The sequence below is a fragment of the Bradyrhizobium sp. LB14.3 genome (assembly GCF_040547985.1).
Lineage (GTDB): Bacteria > Pseudomonadota > Alphaproteobacteria > Rhizobiales > Xanthobacteraceae > Bradyrhizobium.
The window spans coordinates 93,435-109,100 of the sequence record NZ_JBEPQT010000009.1 but is presented as its reverse complement, the minus strand read 5'-3'; the positions used below and the strand labels follow the sequence as shown (position 1 = coordinate 109,100).

The window sequence follows — 15,666 nt, the reverse complement described above, 5'->3', positions numbered from 1 at the left end:
CCATAGGATCCTCTTCAGGGTTAATGGTGAAACGCGACACGAGGGATGCTCGGCGGAGGGCCAGCCTCGCAACATCCTCGACCACAAGCTCAGCAGATTCGCGCCCATATGCCCCGCGCTGTCACATCCGTGTCATCGCGTTATCCACAGCTCAGATGCATTTCCGGGCGCTTTTGGTTCTTGAATCCGCATCGCGGCCGACATGCCTAACGATCCGACAACCGCGCCGGCCGTTCATGAATCCAAAACCAAAGGCATGCTTTTAAAGTTTGCAGTGAGACTCCGTTAAGCGCGACGGCCGCATTGTTGCCCGCAAGAAAACGGGGACGGGGTCATGGACGGACGGCTGCCAGGGACGGAGAGCACGACACTGCGCGTGCGGCACGCGCCATGCTGAACGTGCCGACACTCTGGACGGTGTTCGTCGTCAACTTTCTGGCGCTCGGCCTGATCTGGGCCTATGTGACGCGCTCTTATCCGAAATTCGCGGCCGCGCGGTTCTGGATGGCATCGTCCTTCATCGGTGCGACCGGCGCGATGACGGCCCTGATCCGCCTGTTCATCGCATCTCCGCTGCCACTTCTACTTGGCGCGGCCGGCGTCATCGCGGCGAGCTGCCTTGCCGCCATGGGCATCCAACGCTTCTATCACCGGCCGGTCTCGTGGCGCATGATGACCGCGGCGGGAGCGCTGAGCCTCGCCGGCGTCGTGTTCTTCATGGTCGGCTTCGAGCACATGCCGCTGCGCATGCTCTGCTACACGCTCGGTCAGGGCCTGCCGCTGGTGCTGTCGCTGCGTCTGTTGCTGGCGCCGCCGGAAGGCCGCGTCAGCCCGGGCGCCCGGTTGTCCGGCATCGTCATCCTCGTCATTATCGCGATCCTCGCGGTCCGCACGGTGGGCAATCTGCTCGGCGGCGATTTCTCGGCGAGCGCCGGCGGCCAGGCTCATGCGGTTATGGTGCTGGGGCTGCTGTTCCTGTCGATGACGCTCAATTTCGGCTTCCTGCTGATGGCGATGGACCGCCTGCGCAACGAGGTGGCCGACCTCGCGCTACTCGACGATCTCACCGGTGTCGCCAACCGGCGGCATCTGTTGCAGCGGCTGGGTGAAGAATGCGCCCGCTCGGAGCGCAGCAGCGAGCCGTTCTCGCTGCTGGTGATCGATCTCGACGGCTTCAAGACCATCAACGACACCCATGGCCATGCCGCGGGCGATGCCTGCCTGCAGCATTTCACCCTGATGGCGCAAACGCGGCTGCGGCCGGGCGACATGCTCGCCCGCACCGGCGGCGACGAATTCTGCGTCGTGCTGCCGTCGTCGTCCTTGCGCGAGGCGGCCGCGATCGCCCGCCGCGTGCTCGAGGTCTGCCGTCAGGATGCCGTCAGCTGCACCGGGGGCGACATTCCGATCGCGATCTCGATCGGGCTGGCGCAGTGGGATCGCGGCATCGGCCAATTTCCGGACCGCCTGATCGCGCATGCCGACCACGCGCTCTATGCAGCCAAGAAGAACGGCAAAAATGACTTTGCCGTCTACGAGCCGGCGCCGCCGCTCCTGCCTGAGCCGATCGGTCCAGGCGAGGCCTTGCGCAAATTCGCGTAAGGGCGTGCTAATGTCTGGTCCGCATTGGACCCGCACGATGATCTCCCGCCTGCTCGCGGCCATACTCGCCGCTCTCATTCTGATCGCGCCCGCAGACGCAACCGACGCCGATCTGGCCAAACTCGCGCGCGCCTCCGGCACGCCCGACATTCCCGGTCTGAAAATCGTGTGGCTGGCGCCATGGGGCGATGTCGGTAACGCAAGACCATGGCGCAACATCATCGTGCACCAGACCGAGGGGCCGGCGGGCTCGGCCCGCGGGGGCGCCGAGGCGCAATCGAAGAATCCCACGCGTCGCGGCGTCACATTGTGGGTCGAAACCGACGGCACGGTCTATTGGGCGGTGGCGGAGAATCTGGTGCCGACCCATGGCGACGGCGCCAACCGCAACGACAACAAATACATCGACAACAAGCCGACCTATCGCCAGGTGGTGCGCGACAATTCGATCGGCGTCGAGTTCGCCGGCAACTATCCCGACGTCACGACCGGCCCGACCGCGGCGCAGGTCGCGGCGTGGAAGATCCTCGTCCAAATCCTGCGCGCGCGCTACGGCATCCCGCTCGACCACGTCTATGCGCACAACTGGATCGACTACAAGGACGCGCGCTATTGCGAAGGCTGCTGGCTCGCGACGCTGGCGAGGACTTGGGGGAAAGAATTTAGGGGCGAGTGACGAGCTACACCGGCTCCGACATCCATCCAAAGAGCCGCCGCATCAATCCCGGCCGCCGCGGCAATTCCGGCGGCTCGTCTGCCGCCAGCACGCGGTTGATGAAGTAATCCAGGAACACCATGTCGTTCGGCTCGGTGACGGTGAATTCTTCCTCGCCGAAGAAGACGCTGTAATTGAAGAAGAACGGGCCCATGATCGGGATCGTCGCGGTCGAGGCGTAGTCCTTCGAGATCACGAACTCCGAAGGCTCGAGGCCGTGGTCGCGCATCGCCTGCTCGACCAGCGGCAACTTGCGCATGAACTGGGCGGAAAACCCGCCCACGGTAGATTGCAAAATGATCGACACGGTGCGTGTCCGTTCTCTTGATGCTGTCGGTCCGATGTTTTTGGTCGGCCGACCGGCAGTGCGGGTTCAAGGTGCCTGGCCCCGCGTCTCCAAGAACATGCTGCACCTCACACACAAAAAAGCCGGCGTTGCCGCCGGCTTTCTGTCTCTTGTCGATCCGCCAATCTCTGGCGCCAGAGCAACCTCGCTTAGAGCGCGGCTTCCAGCGCGGCCTGTTCGGCCTTTGCGATCGTGCCCTTGACCGCGGCCTGCACCTTTTCAAAAGCGCGGACCTCGATCTGGCGCACGCGCTCGCGCGACACGCCGAACTCGGCGGCAAGGTCTTCCAGCGTCATCGGTTCATCGGCGAGGCGGCGGGCCTCGAAGATGCGGCGTTCGCGCGGGTTGAGCACGCCCATGGCGCCATTGAGGGCGTCGCGGCGGTGATCATATTCCTCGTGCTCGGCCAGCATGGCTTCCTGGTTGGGCGAATTGTCGACCAGCCAGTCCTGCCATTCTCCGGCTTCGCCGTCGTCGCGGATCGGAGCGTTGAGCGACGCGTCGCCACCGAGGCGGCGGTTCATGTCGACCACGTCCTGAGCCGTGACGCCGAGACGCTTGGCAATGATTGCCACCTGGTCGGGGCGCAGATCGCCTTCGTCCAGCGCGGAAATCTTGCTCTTCGCCTTGCGCAGGTTGAAGAACAGCTTCTTCTGGTTCGCGGTGGTGCCCATCTTCACGAGCGACCAGGAACGCAGAATGTACTCTTGTATCGACGCCTTGATCCACCACATGGCGTAGGTGGCGAGACGGAAGCCCTTCTCGGGCTCGAACCGCTTCACCGCCTGCATCAGGCCGACATTGCCTTCCGAGACGACCTCGGAGATTGGCAAGCCGTAGCCACGATAGCCCATGGCGATCTTGGCCACGAGCCGGAGATGGCTAGTGACGAGTTGATGTGCGGCGTCGCGATCGTCGTGCTCGCGCCAGCGTTTGGCGAGCATGTATTCCTGCTGGGGTTCCAGCATCGGGAACTTGCGGATTTCGCCGAGGTAACGGGAAAGGCCGGATTCTCCATTAAGGACCGGCAGTGCAGCGGTACGGGCCATAGTTAAGCCCTCCAAAGGTTCAGGCCCCCGATAGCGGCGGGCCAGGCAGACGACCGCTTTGTTAAAGCCGGTCGTAGCTGCGATGTTCCGCGTTGGTCATTTCCAACGCAGACGCAATATACCCCATCGGGGGGCAAAAAGGGAAGGATTGCTGACGTCACGTCCCCGTGTGGCAGCTATAACTTTTTGTAAGGTAAGGGTTTTCTGAAATTGCCTGCGTCATAGCGCCGCTTTCAAGGCCCCCTGGAGGAGAACCAAATCCTCCGGCAGCGGCGTCTCCCAGTGAAGTAATTCTCCAGTCCTGGGGTGCTGCAATACCAGCAAATAAGCGTGCAGGGCTTGCCGTCCGAGCGCGGCCAGCGCTGCTTGCGACTCGGGGCCGAGCTGGTTCGCCTTGGTCTTGAAGTGCGGGCCGTAGACGCCGTCGCCCAGCAGGGGATGGCCGATATGGGCGAGGTGGACGCGGATCTGGTGAGTGCGCCCGGTCTCGAGCTCGCAGGCGAGCAGGCCCGCGATCGGCTTGCGGTCCCGCCCGGCAAAGCTCTCCAGAAGCTCCCAATGCGTCACGGCCTCGCGGCCGCCCTGGCGCACCGCCATCTTCTCGCGCGCATGCGGGTGGCGGTCGATCGGCGCATCAACGGTGCCGCGATGGCGGCCGGGCAGCCCCCACGCGAACGCCATGTAGCCGCGCCGCATCGGCCCGGTGCGGCCGTGATCGGCGAATTGCGCGGTGAGCGAGGCATGCGCGAGGTCGTTCTTGGCGACCACCATCAGCCCCGTGGTGTCCTTGTCCAGCCGGTGCACGATGCCGGGCCGGCGCACGCCACCGATGCCCGACAGCGAGCCTCCGCAATGGGCGATCAGCGCGTTCACCAGCGTGCCGGTCTCGTGGCCCGCCGCGGGGTGCACCACCAGCCCCCTGGGCTTGTTGAGGACGACGATGTCGTCGTCCTCGAACACGATGTCGAGGGCGATATCCTCGCCTTTCGGCTCCGGCGAGACTGCTTCCGGCACGTCGATTGTGATCGTATCGCCGGATGCGACGTGATAAGCGGGGTCGCGGATCGCGGCGTCCTTGAGGCTCACCGCGCCCGCCAGGATCAGGGCTTTCAGCCTCGATCGCGACAGGTCGGCGAGGTGCGCCGCCAGCACGCGGTCGAGCCGGGTCGAGTCCTCGTCGCCGGTGACGACAACCTCCAACCTTTGCGCAGAGCCTGAATTTTCCATGACGACGTCTGATACCGCTGTTCCCGAACCGAGCCCCGAGCAAGCCGCGATTTTCGCGCGGGTGCGGCGGATGATGCTGATCGCGGGGTTGACCACGGCGCTGGCAATCTGCGCCGTGCTGATCGCGGTGGGCTACCGCCTTTTCAAGTCGGAGGGAAGGGCACCCGAGCCGGCAGGCGACGTCACCGCCACCCTGCCGAAGGGCGCCAGAATCGTCTCGACCGGGGTTGCCGGCGACCGCCTCGTGGTCACGCTCGATGTCGGCGGAGTCATCGAGATCCGCACCTTCGACGCCCACACCTTGAAGCCGGCCGGAAAGCTGAAATTCGCCAATGAGCCGTAAAAGGCCCATTCGGGTCCTTGCGGCGGACAAATTTCGAGGTTATTGGCTAACCCTCACGCTCCCTTCGTCTAGCGGTTAGGACGCGGCCCTCTCAAGGCTGAAACAGGGGTTCGATTCCCCTAGGGAGCGCCATTCGCGTACGAGACTGGGCAGTCCAAACCCGGCCGTTTTGTCGCCTGAAGCCGCAACGAGCGTGCGCAGGAACAAGCTCGGCGCGGGCGCCCTCTCACGCGGTCGTGCCGTCGATCGAGCGGCGGATCACCCGCTGCACTTCCGCATTCGACAGAAACAGATCATGGTTGATGAGGCCCCAGCCTTCCTGCGAGGCATCGACCACGCGCACACCGAGCTGCGCGATGACGGCCTTCTCGGCGGCGCCGACCCTGGTCATTCCACCTGCGATTTGTCCCGACAGCGCGAGGGCGCGATCGTTCGTCGCGGCGATCACTGTGATCTTGCCGGCAAGCGGACCGATGCGGTGGATCGCCGACGAGAACACGTCCATGTCGATATCGGGTGCGGCAAACACCACCGCGCCGATCTTGCCCGTCACCGTGTCGCCGTAGCGCGCATAGAGCTGACGCAGGCTTTCGAGCGCCAGCATGGTTCCCATGCTATGCGCAACGATGTGCACGCGGCCGGCGCCTGAAGCCGACACCAGCGCAGAGAGCACGCGCTCGAAATCGTCGCGGGACCACATCGCGCTGTCGCGGTCATAGGCATAATCGAACAGCCCTGCCTTGGACGGCCAGGCAAACACCATGGTCCGGCCGCGGAACTTGATCCCGTCGGAGAGATGGGCGGCATCGAGCACCGCCGTCTCGAATGTCTGCTTGAAGCCGTGCACATAGATCAGCACGTCGCCGCCGCCGGCCTGCGCGACGAGATCGCCAACGTCGACCGACACCGGTTCGACCCGGTCGAGGCGCCAATCGCCAAGTCCAACAGAGGCGAGAGAAAGTCGGCTCTCGTCCGGCGCCACCAGCTTCGCCCGTGCGACCGTCATGGCGGTCGCGCGCTCCGGGCCGAACCAGGGTTTCGTGCGAGCGCCGTTCGCGGGCTTGCGTGTGGTGGCGACGAGCAAGGTTGGATCAATGGAGAGCGATGACGCGTCGAAGCGCGCGCCGGTCGCACCCAGGCCGGCGCATCCGCCGAGCGCGAGGGCACTTCCCGCCGACACAAATCCGCCGAGCAGAGCGCGGCGCGAAACAGAATGACCGGAGTCGCGTTGCAGGAGACGTTGGATGATCACACGGAACCTTTGGGAACTTCGCCCACCGTAACGCCGCCCCGCCAATTCCCTGGATGACAATGGGGGCGAGAAGACGGCGGAGCCGCTTCGCGGTCGGTTGCACGGTCTCTTACCGCTCCGTTGGATCTGATTTTCCTCATCAGTGGTGCGAGCACTCTCGGCCGTTTCGAGGTCGAAGCGCGGCGTCTGGATGGGACCCGCTGACGCCCGGCAGGGAGCGCCATTCCAGCCCGACTGTATTGACGGGTTGATCAGCCGGACTGAAGCCAATCGTCCGCGGTCAGAGCTTCCAGCTCGGCGAAATACGCCTCGTTCGGATCGGACCTCGTGTCGGGGTCGCTGCCCGATTCGGCTCCGTGGATCAGATCGTGCATGTGGGCGGCAAGCACCGAGCCGATCGCATGAATGGCTTCGTGGCGGTCGAGCCCTTCGGACATCAGCCGCTCGGCCGTGCCGCGCACCGGCAGCTCGGTATCGGCAATCTGGCGCTCGACGATGGCGTGAAAGATGGCATGCGCTTGCTCGCGCGGAAAGCGGATCCCGGCGCGCCGGTGGTACGCGACGACGAGATCAATCTGTTCCTGCTCGTCCAGCGCAAGCCACTGATCCGGGTCCGGCTCCACGAATGGATCATACTCCAGCATCGCTTCATCTTCCTGCGGCCACCCGGCAACGTCCGGGGCCTGCGCATCGACTTGGGGCAATCCGGATGACGGCTCGTCCGGCCTTTGCGAGATGAGGCAGCACTTCTTGAACTTCCTGCCGCTGCCGCAGGGGCAAGGATCGTTTCGTCCCACCTTGTTCGAATTCATCATTACGAACACCAGCGACCGGGTCGGCCGTAAAAATTCTCTGCCAAGCGAAGAGACAATATGCGCGCCGGCGGCGAGCCGAGCAACTCCCCGGCCGATCGCGCAGCAGCCACGCGGCCGCCATTGCGCGGTTGTGATCACGGGACGCTGCCGTCCTGTTCTCCAGGCGCCAACTGCCTGACGGGCAAAACACCCCGATCGCCGTCAATCCCTTCCCACAAAAATATTCCACTTTACCGAAATTCTGATTTGGCGTATCTCTCGCCCATCCCAGCCCAGCAAAGGGGCGGTCGTACGTCGTCACGAACGCGGGCTGGAGTGCGGTAGACGCGGGCGGCGTTAAAGGCGGGCTTGTGCGTGCAGGGCGAGATGAACCTCGTGAGCATGGTACGAACCGCGATAGACGGACGTGTAGCGCGCAATTTCAAATGTCACCTCGCGCAGGTTCAAATGACACCTCCCATTCGGCCAGACTGAGCGGGTAATGGAACCGGCTCAGGTCGACCGCGGCATGCGAAATGCCATGCAGGTCGAGCATGTAATGAGTCCCCTATTTGTCCGGTAAGCGAAGGTTTTAGGAGTACAGGCCCAATGCAGTGCTGACTTTGCCTTGCTCGGAGAAAAGCGCGGGCCGAGGCTCACCGCGAGGTGGAAGTCAAGTAGCTAGTGGATAACTTGCACGGGCCGGTTGTGGCGGGTAAGGAAGAACCGGCTTGGTGGGGGAGATATGGGTTCCAAAGAACACTGGTTCGTTCCAGCACTTAACGGTTTGCGCGCGCTCGCCGTTCTAGTCGTTATATTCGCCCACACGTCGCCATCCATATTTCCGGGCGGGCATGTCGGCGTAGACCTATTCTTCGTGTTGAGCGGATTCCTGATCACCACAATTTTGCTGAAGGAATTCAGCACGACCGGCTCGATCAATATTGGCCGCTTCTATATTCGGCGAGCGCTGCGGCTCTTTCCTGCTCTGTTCTCGGTCGTGGTATTCGTACTGATTCACGCGTGGTTCACGATGGATCGTACCGAATTTACGGGAACGCTGAAGGATCTCGCTACTGTCGCCACGTACATGTGGAATTGGCGCATTGCTGTGTGGCTCAACCCCTATGGCCTCGGCGGCAATGGGATGCTCACCCATCTTTGGTCGCTGTCCGTTGAAGAACAATTTTACATCTTTTGGCCGTTAATGCTTCTCGTGGTGCTAAAACTGAGAGCATCAACACCGGTTTTAGCGGCTGTTCTCGCGCTCGGAGTGTTCGGGCCGTGGCTTGGACGAATATGGCTTTGGGAATCTGGCCCTTCGTATCCGATATATTTTTCGACCCATCTCCACGTCGATGGCTTAGCTTGGGGCGCAACCCTTGCTTGGATTTACAGTCGCGACCTACTTCCAAAATCGCAAGCCTCAAGAACAATCGTAAATGTTTTAGCCTGGGCCTCATTGGCTGCTTTTATCTGGCTCAGTTGGGAAGAGCGCATTGCTAACGGCCAGCTTTACCGATGGGGATTTACGCTCGTCGGCTTGACCAGTGTTACAATGATCTCGAACACGATGGTTAACCCGCGGTCGTTTTTCACCAAAATTTTTGAATGGGGTCCGATCAACTATATTGGAGTGATCTCATACGGCCTTTACCTCTGGCATGTCCCCATCCTTCGCATTCAGATTCCCGGCTACTCCGCCGTATTTCATGCCACCGTGTGCGTGACAGCGACGTTCATTGTTGCGGGTCTATCTTTCCGGTTTTGCGAAACCCCCTTCCTCAAATGGAAGTCGAAGGTTGGTTACGAACCAGCCCCGCCTCAGGTGTCTCTGCCGCGTCGATCAGTCCAACCGAAGGTGTTGATGTAGATCGTCGTGGTTGCGGCGCTTGCACGTTTTCTTACCTGACCGGACGTGTTCGTTCTCACAGTCTGCGAATAGGTCGCGTTGACGGAATTGGCTCCGACGATACCCGAAAAAATCGCGGTTGCTGGCAACGTGTCAACCTGATCGGGCGAAGTAATGAGCCAGGTTGTGCCGTTCGCCGTATTGGTGCCTAGCCCAAAAATCTCGGCGTCCACCTGAATTCCAGTCGGCACATTAAGCGTCACAAGCGCCGCCGTAGTGCCGACCGCCGCCGTATCGTCCTGCGTCGGCACCGCCCACAAAAATTTATCGCCGAGCTGAATGAACTTGACCCAAAAATTGGCGCCGTCCGTCTTCATGCAGCCGATGCGGCGAAATTCTGTGTAGGCACCTGACGCCAACGACGAGATGTTTGCAGAGCCGTTCGCAACGAGATCCCAAACGAAATCGACGACGCCCGTGTCGGGGCGCTTGATCGATGCCGTCAACCAGGCGATCGAGGGCGGCGAGACGCTGGAATCCTTTCGCAAGGATTTTGACAAGATCGTCGAGGAGCACGGCTGGAGCTACAACGGCTCGCGCGGCTGGCGTTCGCGCGTGATCTTCGACACCAACATGAACACGGCCTATGCCGCCGGCCGCTGGGAGCAGATCCAGAGCGTCAAGCGCACGCGTCCGTACCTGATCTATCGGCATCTCGACGGCCAGAAGAACCCGCGCCCGGAGCACGAGAGCTGGGACGGCACGATTCTGCCCGTGGACGATCCATGGTGGAAGACGCATTACCCGCCGAACGGCTGGTTCTGCCATTGCTGGGTCGACAGCCTCTCCGACGACGATCTGCGCCGCTACGGCTACACCGTTTCCGACCAGGCGCCGGAATCGAGCATGGTCGAGAAGACGATCACGCTGCCGGACGGCAGCACCAAGAGCGTCACCGTCCCCGCAGGTATCGATCCCGGCTTCGCCTATCGGCCCGGCGAGATGCCGTCGAGCCTCGACGAGGCGATCGACCAATGAGAATTACCCTCGGCGCTGTAGTGGCGGGGGTCGACAGCGCGCAAACGCTGCAAACCGCGGGCCGATCCTGGCAGACTGACCCGCACGACGAGGAGAACCGTTCCCGCCGACCCGCCGCTGCTGCGCAGCGCGGCGACCGTAGGCGGGCCGGAGCGATTCGAGCAGATGAGTATTGGGGTTGTCTACAAGCCGGTGAAGCCGGCCGCGGGCTATATCGGCGGCAAGAAGCAACTGGCGAAAACGATCGTCGCATGCATCGAGCGGATTCCGCACGAGACCTATGCCGAGCCATTCGTGGGCATGGGTGGCGTTTTCCTGCGCCGCCGGCGGCCGAGGAAGGGCGAGATCATCAACGACCGCTCCGGTGACGTGGCGACGTTCTTTCGCATCCTCCAGCGCCACTACAATCCGTTTATGGACCTGTTGCGGTGGCAGATCACCGGGCGCGCGGAATTCGAGCGGCTGAAGGCATCCGACCCGGCGACGCTCACCGACCTGGAGCGAGCCGCGCGCTTCCTCTATCTCCAACGCACGGCCTTCGGCGGCAAAGTTGCGGGCCGCAATTTCGGCGTCGATCCGGCCGGCGCGCGCTTCAACGTGGCGAAGCTCGCGCCGATGCTCGACGAGCTGCACGAGCGGCTTGCCGGCGTCACGATCGAATGCCTGCCGTGGGCCGAATTCATCAGCCGCTACGATCGGCCGGGCGTGCTGTTCTTTCTCGACCCGCCGTACTACGGCGGCGAGAAGGACTACGGCGCCGGCCTGTTCGAGCGGTCGGAATACGCCCAGATGGCGGACGTTTTAAGGAGCTTGAAAGGCCGCTTCATCATGTCGATCAACGACGTCCCGGACATCCGGAAAACCTTCGGCGGCTTCCGCCTGCGGCCGGGGCAGCTGACCTATTCGATGGCCCGCAGCAACAAGGCGCACCAGGCCCGAGAGCTGATCATCACCGCCCGCAATCGGAGGCCCTGAAGAGTCCGGGTTCCGAGTCCGAGTTCGGCAGCACGACGCTTGGGCGGATCGGCGCTAAGTCGTTGCAGCACAATCGTTTAGCGCCATTCGTGCTGAACTCGGACTCGCCGGCGCCGAACCGCCGTTTTGAGTCCGAGTTCAAAAGCCAGCCCCGTGTTTTCAAGCCTGTTTGCGGCGCGCCGCCGGCTGAAGGTGACATTTGAACTTGCGCGCCGTCTGTGCCGCCGAAGTGCGCCGAGGGCCGCGCAAGCCCTTGCAGTTCAATCACTTCCCGTCGTTTCCCGGATAATCCCGGCTGATCCCGGGAGGTGTCATATGAAACTGCGCGTCACAGGACGGCGCTCAAGTCTTGCGGACCCTTTGGCGACGCAAGGCAGCTCGCGTACGGCGAAACCGTGTGGTCCTGGCCGTCGTTGCTACGGTCAAGCCTTTGCGAAGGCGTCATCGCGTCAACCGGCGCGGTACCCTGGATTTCGCGGGGGTGACGGAGGCAAGAAGGAACTCGTCTCCGGGGAGAGCGCGGCATAGGCCGTCAAACCATCGCGCAGGGAAGGCCTGGTCTCGGCTGCCCTGTGTCTCCCCTGTGCATTGCGTGTGCAATCAGTTCGCATAGGGGTTTTTATGGGTGCCAGCCGGCGCCCGGTCTTCCCTGCGCCCTTTCTTTGGGGAGGGGTGAAGCGAGAAGCATAGCTCGGGCAAACCTGCCGCGAGACTGCGAGCGCGTGTCTGCGACGCGCATGTGAATTGACCTCCCTTGCGAGCATGATGCGTCGGCATCGGTGGAGGTGGTCGGACCTTCCGGAATCTGCCTTGATGCGAATTCAGCGTGGAGGGAGTGACGATATGAGCGGCTTGGTGATCTCTGGCGGCCGGGTGGTGGATCCCGCCAGCGGAATGGACGCCATCGGGGATGTGGCGGTGGTGGACGGCAAGGTCGCCGCGGTCGGCTCCTCGCTCGGCGGCGCCGAGCGGGTGATTGACGCGACCGGGCTCGTGGTCGCACCTGGCTTCATCGATCTGCACGCACATGGCCAGTCGATCCCGGCCGACCGCATGCAGGCGTTCGACGGCGTGACGACGACGCTCGATCTCGAAGCAGGCGTGCTGCCGGTCGGGTCCTGGTATGAGCGCCAGGCGCGGAAGGGACGCGTGCTGAATTATGGCGCCGCCGCCAACTGGGCCTTTGCGCGCATCGGCGCGATGACCGGCTCCAACGCGGAAAGCTCGCTGGAGGCGTTCGGCAACGCCATGCGCGATCGTCGCTGGATCGACAACGTGGCGAGCGATGCGGAGGTCGCCGGCATCCTCGAGCGCCTCGCACGCGGCCTGAACGAGGGCGGCATCGGTATCGGCATCCTCAACGCCTACGCGCCGGGCGCCGGCGTGCAGGAGCTGACCGCGGTCTGCCAGCTCGCGGCTGCGCAGGACGTGCCGACCTTCACCCACGTCGCCTACATGTCGCGCGTCGACCCCGAGAGCGCGGCGGAAGCCTACATTCGCCTGATCGGCTATGCCGGCGCCACCGGCGCGCATATGCACATCTGCCATTTCAACTCGTCGAGCAAGACCGATGTCGAGCGCTGCCGCGTGCTGATCGCGAAAGCGCAGGCGCAGGGCCTGCCCATCACGGTCGAGGCCTATCCGTACGGCACCGGCTCGACCGTGCTGGCGGCTGCCTTCTTCAGCGACCCCGAATTCGTCGAGCGCAACGGCACCGGTTACGATTCCGTGCAGCGGGTCACCGACGGCCATCGCTTCAGCGATCGCGAGGAGCTCTTGAAGGCGCAGGCCGAAGAACCGTCTTCGCTGGTGCTGTGGCACATCCTCGACACCGAGAACAACGCGCATCATCGCGACCTCCTCGACATGTCGGTGCTCTATCCCGGCGGCGCGATCGCCTCCGACGCGATGCCGTGGACGACCTCGGACGGCAAGACCTACACCGGCGATGCCTGGCCGCTGCCGGATGACGCCACCTCGCATCCGCGTTCGGCCGGCTGCTTCACGAGATTCATCCGCGAATGGGTGCGCGAGCGCAAGACCGTGTCGCTGCTGGAAGGCGTGCGCAAATGCGCGCTGATCCCGGCGGAGATCCTGTCGCAGAGCACGCCGGCGATGCGCGCCAAGGGCAGGCTTGCGAAAGACGCCGATGCCGACATCGTCGTGTTCGACTACGAGAAGCTCAGCGACCGCGCCACGTTCACGGCGATGAACCGTCCCTCGGAGGGCGTGCGGCATCTCCTCGTCAGCGGCCAGCCGCTGATCACAGATGGTGTGCTGGACGTGGCCGCGCGGCCCGGCCGGCCCGTGCGCCGCACCGTCGTCGAGGGCTGACCCATGCCGGTCCCCATTCTTCTGGTGACAGGCTTTTTGGGAGCGGGCAAGACGACTGTCGTCAACCATCTGCTGGCGCATGCGGAGGGGCGGCGGATCGCCGCAATCGTCAACGATTTCGGGGCGATCAACATCGATGCCGAGCTGATCGCCGGCGCGAGCGACGGCGTGGTCAGCCTCGCCAATGGCTGCATCTGCTGCTCGCTCCAAGGCGACCTCCTGCGCACGCTCTCGACGCTGCTGCGGCGTGATCCGAAACCGGAATACATCGTCATCGAGACCAGCGGCGTCGCCGATCCCGCCGACATCGTCCGTAACCTGATGGATCCCGTGATCCTGCGCGAGGCGCCGCTCGAAACGGTGCTCTGCGTGATGGATGCGGCGACACCGCTGGCCGCCCTGGACGATGCGCTTCAGCGTTCGCAATTGCGCGTTGCCGACATCGTGGCGTTGAGCAAGCTGGATCTGGCGGACGAGGGCGCGGGCGGGCGGATGCGCGAGGCCATCCGCGCGCAGCGCGTCCCCGCCGTGGTGGTCGACGCGCCGCACGGCGAGATTCCGTCCGCGCTGCTGTTCCCCGCGACCGTCGATCGCGCGTCCGCGCCGCGCGATCCCGGGCCGCGCCGGCCGGCAGAAGAGCGCTTCGAAACGCTGAGCTGGACCTCGGACCAACCGCTCTCGCTGCCGCGCGTGCAAAAGGCGATCGGCAAGCTGGCGCCAAAACTCGCGCGGGCAAAAGGCCTGTTCGAGACCGTCGAGCAGCCCGGGCGCCAGATGCTGTTTCAATTCGCCGCCGGCCGCGCCACGCTCGTCCCTGGCGATGCCGCGCTCGCCCCCGGCGATGCCGCGCTCGCCCCCTGCGATGCGCCGGCCGAAGACGTGCCGCGCGCGCGGATCGTCTTCATCGCCGAACTCGGGGTGCTCTCGAAAGCGGAGCTCGATGGAATCATGGAGACGTGCGTTGCGGATCGGTGAAGCTGGCGCTTCAAGCGAATTGCGCGACGCCGTGGCCGACGGACCAGTTCTCTGCCGGCGCATCGAGCACGTTGACGAACACGTCTTCGGGACGGATGCCCGGATTTTCGCCGAGCAGGTCCGCGATCCGCCGGTACAGGGCCTTCTTCTGCTCAGGAGTGCGCGAGGCGAATACGGTGATCTGGATCAGCACGGCGTCGTCGCTGCGCTTGACGTCGTAGGCATTGCCGCAGCGGAAGTTTGCGGCGGCGTGTTCGGTGATCGTCATGAACTCGTCGCCTTCCGGCACGTTCAGTGCCTCGCGCATGGCGCGGTAAAGGCCGTCGAGGATCGCCTGCCGGTAGGCTTCCGGCTTTCCGGCGCGCATCGAGATGTGAAGGAGAGGCATCGCGACTTCCTCATTGACGAAAGGGGGCGTCGGCCCCAATTTGTTTTTGACGCAGCGTCTAGAATGCATGTTTTTGACACCGTGTCAAATATACCGGACAGGAGCGAAGCTTGAGACCGCGCGAGTTCGACCACGCCGATGTCCTGCGCATCGCGTTCGATCAGTTCTGGCGCAACGGCGTGCGCGGCACTTCGCTGTCGGACATCGCGCGCGACGCCGGTGTCCAGCGCGGCAGCCTCTACAACGCGTTCGGCAGCAAGGAGGCGCTGTTCCTGCAGGCCTATGAGCGCTATGCGGGCGACTATCTCATCGCCTTGCAAAAGGCGCTCGGTACGGGCTCATTGCGCAAGCGCCTCACCGCGTTCTTTGACTTGACCATCACCAATTTCCGCTCCGGCTCACCGCCGCGGGGATGCCCGACCACGCGCGGATTGATGGAGCTCGGCGCGGTCGAAGGCGAGGGGCTGGATGAGCACGCGCGCCAGGCCTTCGCGAACCTCATCTCGCGCATCACCGCTCTGGTTCAGGATGCGTTGTCGGCGGGCGCAAAGCGCGGCGAATTCAGCGGCAGCCCCGCGGCCGCAGCGCTGCACATCATCACCGTGACGCGCGGCCTCGCCGTAATCGAGCGTGCCTTCGATGACGAGCCGCAGCTGCGCGAGATCGCCGCCCACACCATCGATCTCGTGCTCGACAAACGGGGCCGCTAGGTGTCGGCAGAAAGCGAGCGCGATGCAGCAGGCCGCGCAAGGCAGCGCGCGTGACCAACTGATATT

16 protein-coding genes and 1 tRNA gene are annotated in these 15,666 nt (G+C 63.7%); 10 read left to right on the top strand and 7 right to left on the bottom strand.

What is annotated here, in order from left to right; all coding sequences use genetic code 11:
* The first annotated feature begins 390 nt into the window (after nucleotides 1–390).
* Nucleotides 391–1,602, top strand: coding sequence for a GGDEF domain-containing protein (locus tag ABIB00_RS18770; protein WP_354105374.1), 1,212 nt, complete (start codon nucleotides 391–393; stop codon nucleotides 1,600–1,602).
* 37 nt (nucleotides 1,603–1,639) lie between these two features.
* Nucleotides 1,640–2,278 carry a peptidoglycan recognition protein family protein gene (locus ABIB00_RS18765; RefSeq protein WP_354105475.1) on the top strand — a complete coding sequence of 213 codons (639 nt, stop codon included), beginning with the start codon at nucleotides 1,640–1,642 and terminating at the stop codon, nucleotides 2,276–2,278.
* 4 nt (nucleotides 2,279–2,282) lie between these two features.
* Here the strand turns inward: ABIB00_RS18765 and ABIB00_RS18760 are convergent, their stop codons facing one another.
* The 3 genes from ABIB00_RS18760 to ABIB00_RS18750 all read right to left on the bottom strand — a co-directional run bounded on the left by ABIB00_RS18760 (nucleotide 2,283) and on the right by ABIB00_RS18750 (nucleotide 4,939).
* A complete protein-coding gene (locus tag ABIB00_RS18760) occupies nucleotides 2,283–2,624 on the bottom strand; it encodes a hypothetical protein (RefSeq protein WP_354105373.1) in 342 nt (113 codons plus the stop codon).
* A gap of 188 nt (nucleotides 2,625–2,812) precedes the next feature.
* A complete protein-coding gene (gene rpoH, locus ABIB00_RS18755; RefSeq protein ID WP_247339355.1) occupies nucleotides 2,813–3,712 on the bottom strand; it encodes an RNA polymerase sigma factor RpoH in 900 nt (299 codons plus the stop codon).
* A gap of 219 nt (nucleotides 3,713–3,931) precedes the next feature.
* A complete protein-coding gene (locus tag ABIB00_RS18750) occupies nucleotides 3,932–4,939 on the bottom strand; it encodes an RluA family pseudouridine synthase (RefSeq protein ID WP_354105372.1) in 1,008 nt (335 codons plus the stop codon).
* On the opposite strand from ABIB00_RS18750, the gene ABIB00_RS18745 reads away from it, so the two are divergent.
* Nucleotides 4,938–5,282: a hypothetical protein gene (locus ABIB00_RS18745; RefSeq protein WP_354105371.1), complete on the top strand. Its 345-nt coding sequence runs from the start codon at nucleotides 4,938–4,940 to the stop codon at nucleotides 5,280–5,282. The genes ABIB00_RS18750 and ABIB00_RS18745 overlap by 2 nt on opposite strands.
* A gap of 57 nt (nucleotides 5,283–5,339) precedes the next feature.
* Nucleotides 5,340–5,414, top strand: a tRNA-Glu gene (locus ABIB00_RS18740).
* A 94-nt stretch (nucleotides 5,415–5,508) separates the two neighbouring features.
* On the opposite strand, the gene ABIB00_RS18735 is transcribed toward ABIB00_RS18740, so the two are convergent.
* Both ABIB00_RS18735 and ABIB00_RS18730 read right to left on the bottom strand, forming a co-directional pair.
* Nucleotides 5,509–6,534 carry an alpha/beta hydrolase gene (locus tag ABIB00_RS18735; protein ID WP_354105370.1) on the bottom strand — a complete coding sequence of 342 codons (1,026 nt, stop codon included), beginning with the start codon at nucleotides 6,532–6,534 and terminating at the stop codon, nucleotides 5,509–5,511.
* A 251-nt stretch (nucleotides 6,535–6,785) separates the two neighbouring features.
* Complete coding sequence (locus tag ABIB00_RS18730) at nucleotides 6,786–7,487, bottom strand: SEC-C metal-binding domain-containing protein (protein WP_354105369.1); 702 nt, start codon at nucleotides 7,485–7,487, stop codon at nucleotides 6,786–6,788.
* A 586-nt stretch (nucleotides 7,488–8,073) separates the two neighbouring features.
* Here ABIB00_RS18730 and ABIB00_RS18725 point away from each other — a divergent pair.
* A complete protein-coding gene (locus tag ABIB00_RS18725) occupies nucleotides 8,074–9,201 on the top strand; it encodes an acyltransferase family protein (RefSeq protein WP_354105368.1) in 1,128 nt (375 codons plus the stop codon).
* On the opposite strand, the gene ABIB00_RS18720 is transcribed toward ABIB00_RS18725, so the two are convergent.
* A complete protein-coding gene (locus ABIB00_RS18720) occupies nucleotides 9,153–9,686 on the bottom strand; it encodes a hypothetical protein (protein WP_354105367.1) in 534 nt (177 codons plus the stop codon). The two genes, ABIB00_RS18725 and ABIB00_RS18720, sit on opposite strands and share 49 nt — an antisense overlap.
* Here ABIB00_RS18720 and ABIB00_RS18715 point away from each other — a divergent pair.
* The 4 genes from ABIB00_RS18715 (at nucleotide 9,658) to ABIB00_RS18700 (ending at nucleotide 14,502) form a co-directional block, all read left to right on the top strand.
* Nucleotides 9,658–10,218 carry a phage head morphogenesis protein gene (locus tag ABIB00_RS18715; protein ID WP_354105366.1) on the top strand — a complete coding sequence of 187 codons (561 nt, stop codon included), beginning with the start codon at nucleotides 9,658–9,660 and terminating at the stop codon, nucleotides 10,216–10,218. The genes ABIB00_RS18720 and ABIB00_RS18715 overlap by 29 nt on opposite strands.
* Before the next feature lie 165 nt (nucleotides 10,219–10,383).
* Complete coding sequence (locus tag ABIB00_RS18710; RefSeq protein ID WP_354105365.1) at nucleotides 10,384–11,193, top strand: DNA adenine methylase; 810 nt, start codon at nucleotides 10,384–10,386, stop codon at nucleotides 11,191–11,193.
* Between the two features lie 843 nt (nucleotides 11,194–12,036).
* Nucleotides 12,037–13,527 carry an amidohydrolase family protein gene (locus tag ABIB00_RS18705; RefSeq protein WP_354105364.1) on the top strand — a complete coding sequence of 497 codons (1,491 nt, stop codon included), beginning with the start codon at nucleotides 12,037–12,039 and terminating at the stop codon, nucleotides 13,525–13,527.
* Between the two features lie 3 nt (nucleotides 13,528–13,530).
* Entirely contained in the window at nucleotides 13,531–14,502 is a 972-nt protein-coding gene (locus tag ABIB00_RS18700; RefSeq protein ID WP_354105363.1) for a CobW family GTP-binding protein, read from the top strand.
* Between the two features lie 10 nt (nucleotides 14,503–14,512).
* Here the strand turns inward: ABIB00_RS18700 and ABIB00_RS18695 are convergent, their stop codons facing one another.
* Complete coding sequence (locus tag ABIB00_RS18695) at nucleotides 14,513–14,890, bottom strand: tautomerase family protein (RefSeq protein ID WP_354105362.1); 378 nt, start codon at nucleotides 14,888–14,890, stop codon at nucleotides 14,513–14,515.
* Between the two features lie 110 nt (nucleotides 14,891–15,000).
* Between ABIB00_RS18695 and ABIB00_RS18690 the strand changes: the two genes are divergently transcribed.
* Nucleotides 15,001–15,600: a TetR/AcrR family transcriptional regulator gene (locus ABIB00_RS18690; RefSeq protein WP_354105361.1), complete on the top strand. Its 600-nt coding sequence runs from the start codon at nucleotides 15,001–15,003 to the stop codon at nucleotides 15,598–15,600.
* Nucleotides 15,601–15,666 lie beyond the last annotated feature (66 nt).

What these genes read in the sequence shown, in the direction of transcription:
- ABIB00_RS18745 (WP_354105371.1), top strand. Translation starts at nt 4,938, where the DNA reads ATGACGACGTCTGATACCGCTGTTCCCGAACCGAGCCCCGAGCAAGCC.
- ABIB00_RS18700 (WP_354105363.1), top strand. Translation starts at nt 13,531, where the DNA reads ATGCCGGTCCCCATTCTTCTGGTGACAGGCTTTTTGGGAGCGGGCAAG.
- ABIB00_RS18750 (WP_354105372.1), bottom strand. Translation starts at nt 4,939, where the DNA reads ATGGAAAATTCAGGCTCTGCGCAAAGGTTGGAGGTTGTCGTCACCGGC.
- ABIB00_RS18710 (WP_354105365.1), top strand. Translation starts at nt 10,384, where the DNA reads ATGAGTATTGGGGTTGTCTACAAGCCGGTGAAGCCGGCCGCGGGCTAT.
- ABIB00_RS18725 (WP_354105368.1), top strand. Translation starts at nt 8,074, where the DNA reads ATGGGTTCCAAAGAACACTGGTTCGTTCCAGCACTTAACGGTTTGCGC.
- ABIB00_RS18695 (WP_354105362.1), bottom strand. Translation starts at nt 14,890, where the DNA reads ATGCCTCTCCTTCACATCTCGATGCGCGCCGGAAAGCCGGAAGCCTAC.
- ABIB00_RS18765 (WP_354105475.1), top strand. Translation starts at nt 1,640, where the DNA reads ATGATCTCCCGCCTGCTCGCGGCCATACTCGCCGCTCTCATTCTGATC.
- ABIB00_RS18770 (WP_354105374.1), top strand. Translation starts at nt 391, where the DNA reads ATGCTGAACGTGCCGACACTCTGGACGGTGTTCGTCGTCAACTTTCTG.
- rpoH (WP_247339355.1), bottom strand. Translation starts at nt 3,712, where the DNA reads ATGGCCCGTACCGCTGCACTGCCGGTCCTTAATGGAGAATCCGGCCTT.
- ABIB00_RS18705 (WP_354105364.1), top strand. Translation starts at nt 12,037, where the DNA reads ATGAGCGGCTTGGTGATCTCTGGCGGCCGGGTGGTGGATCCCGCCAGC.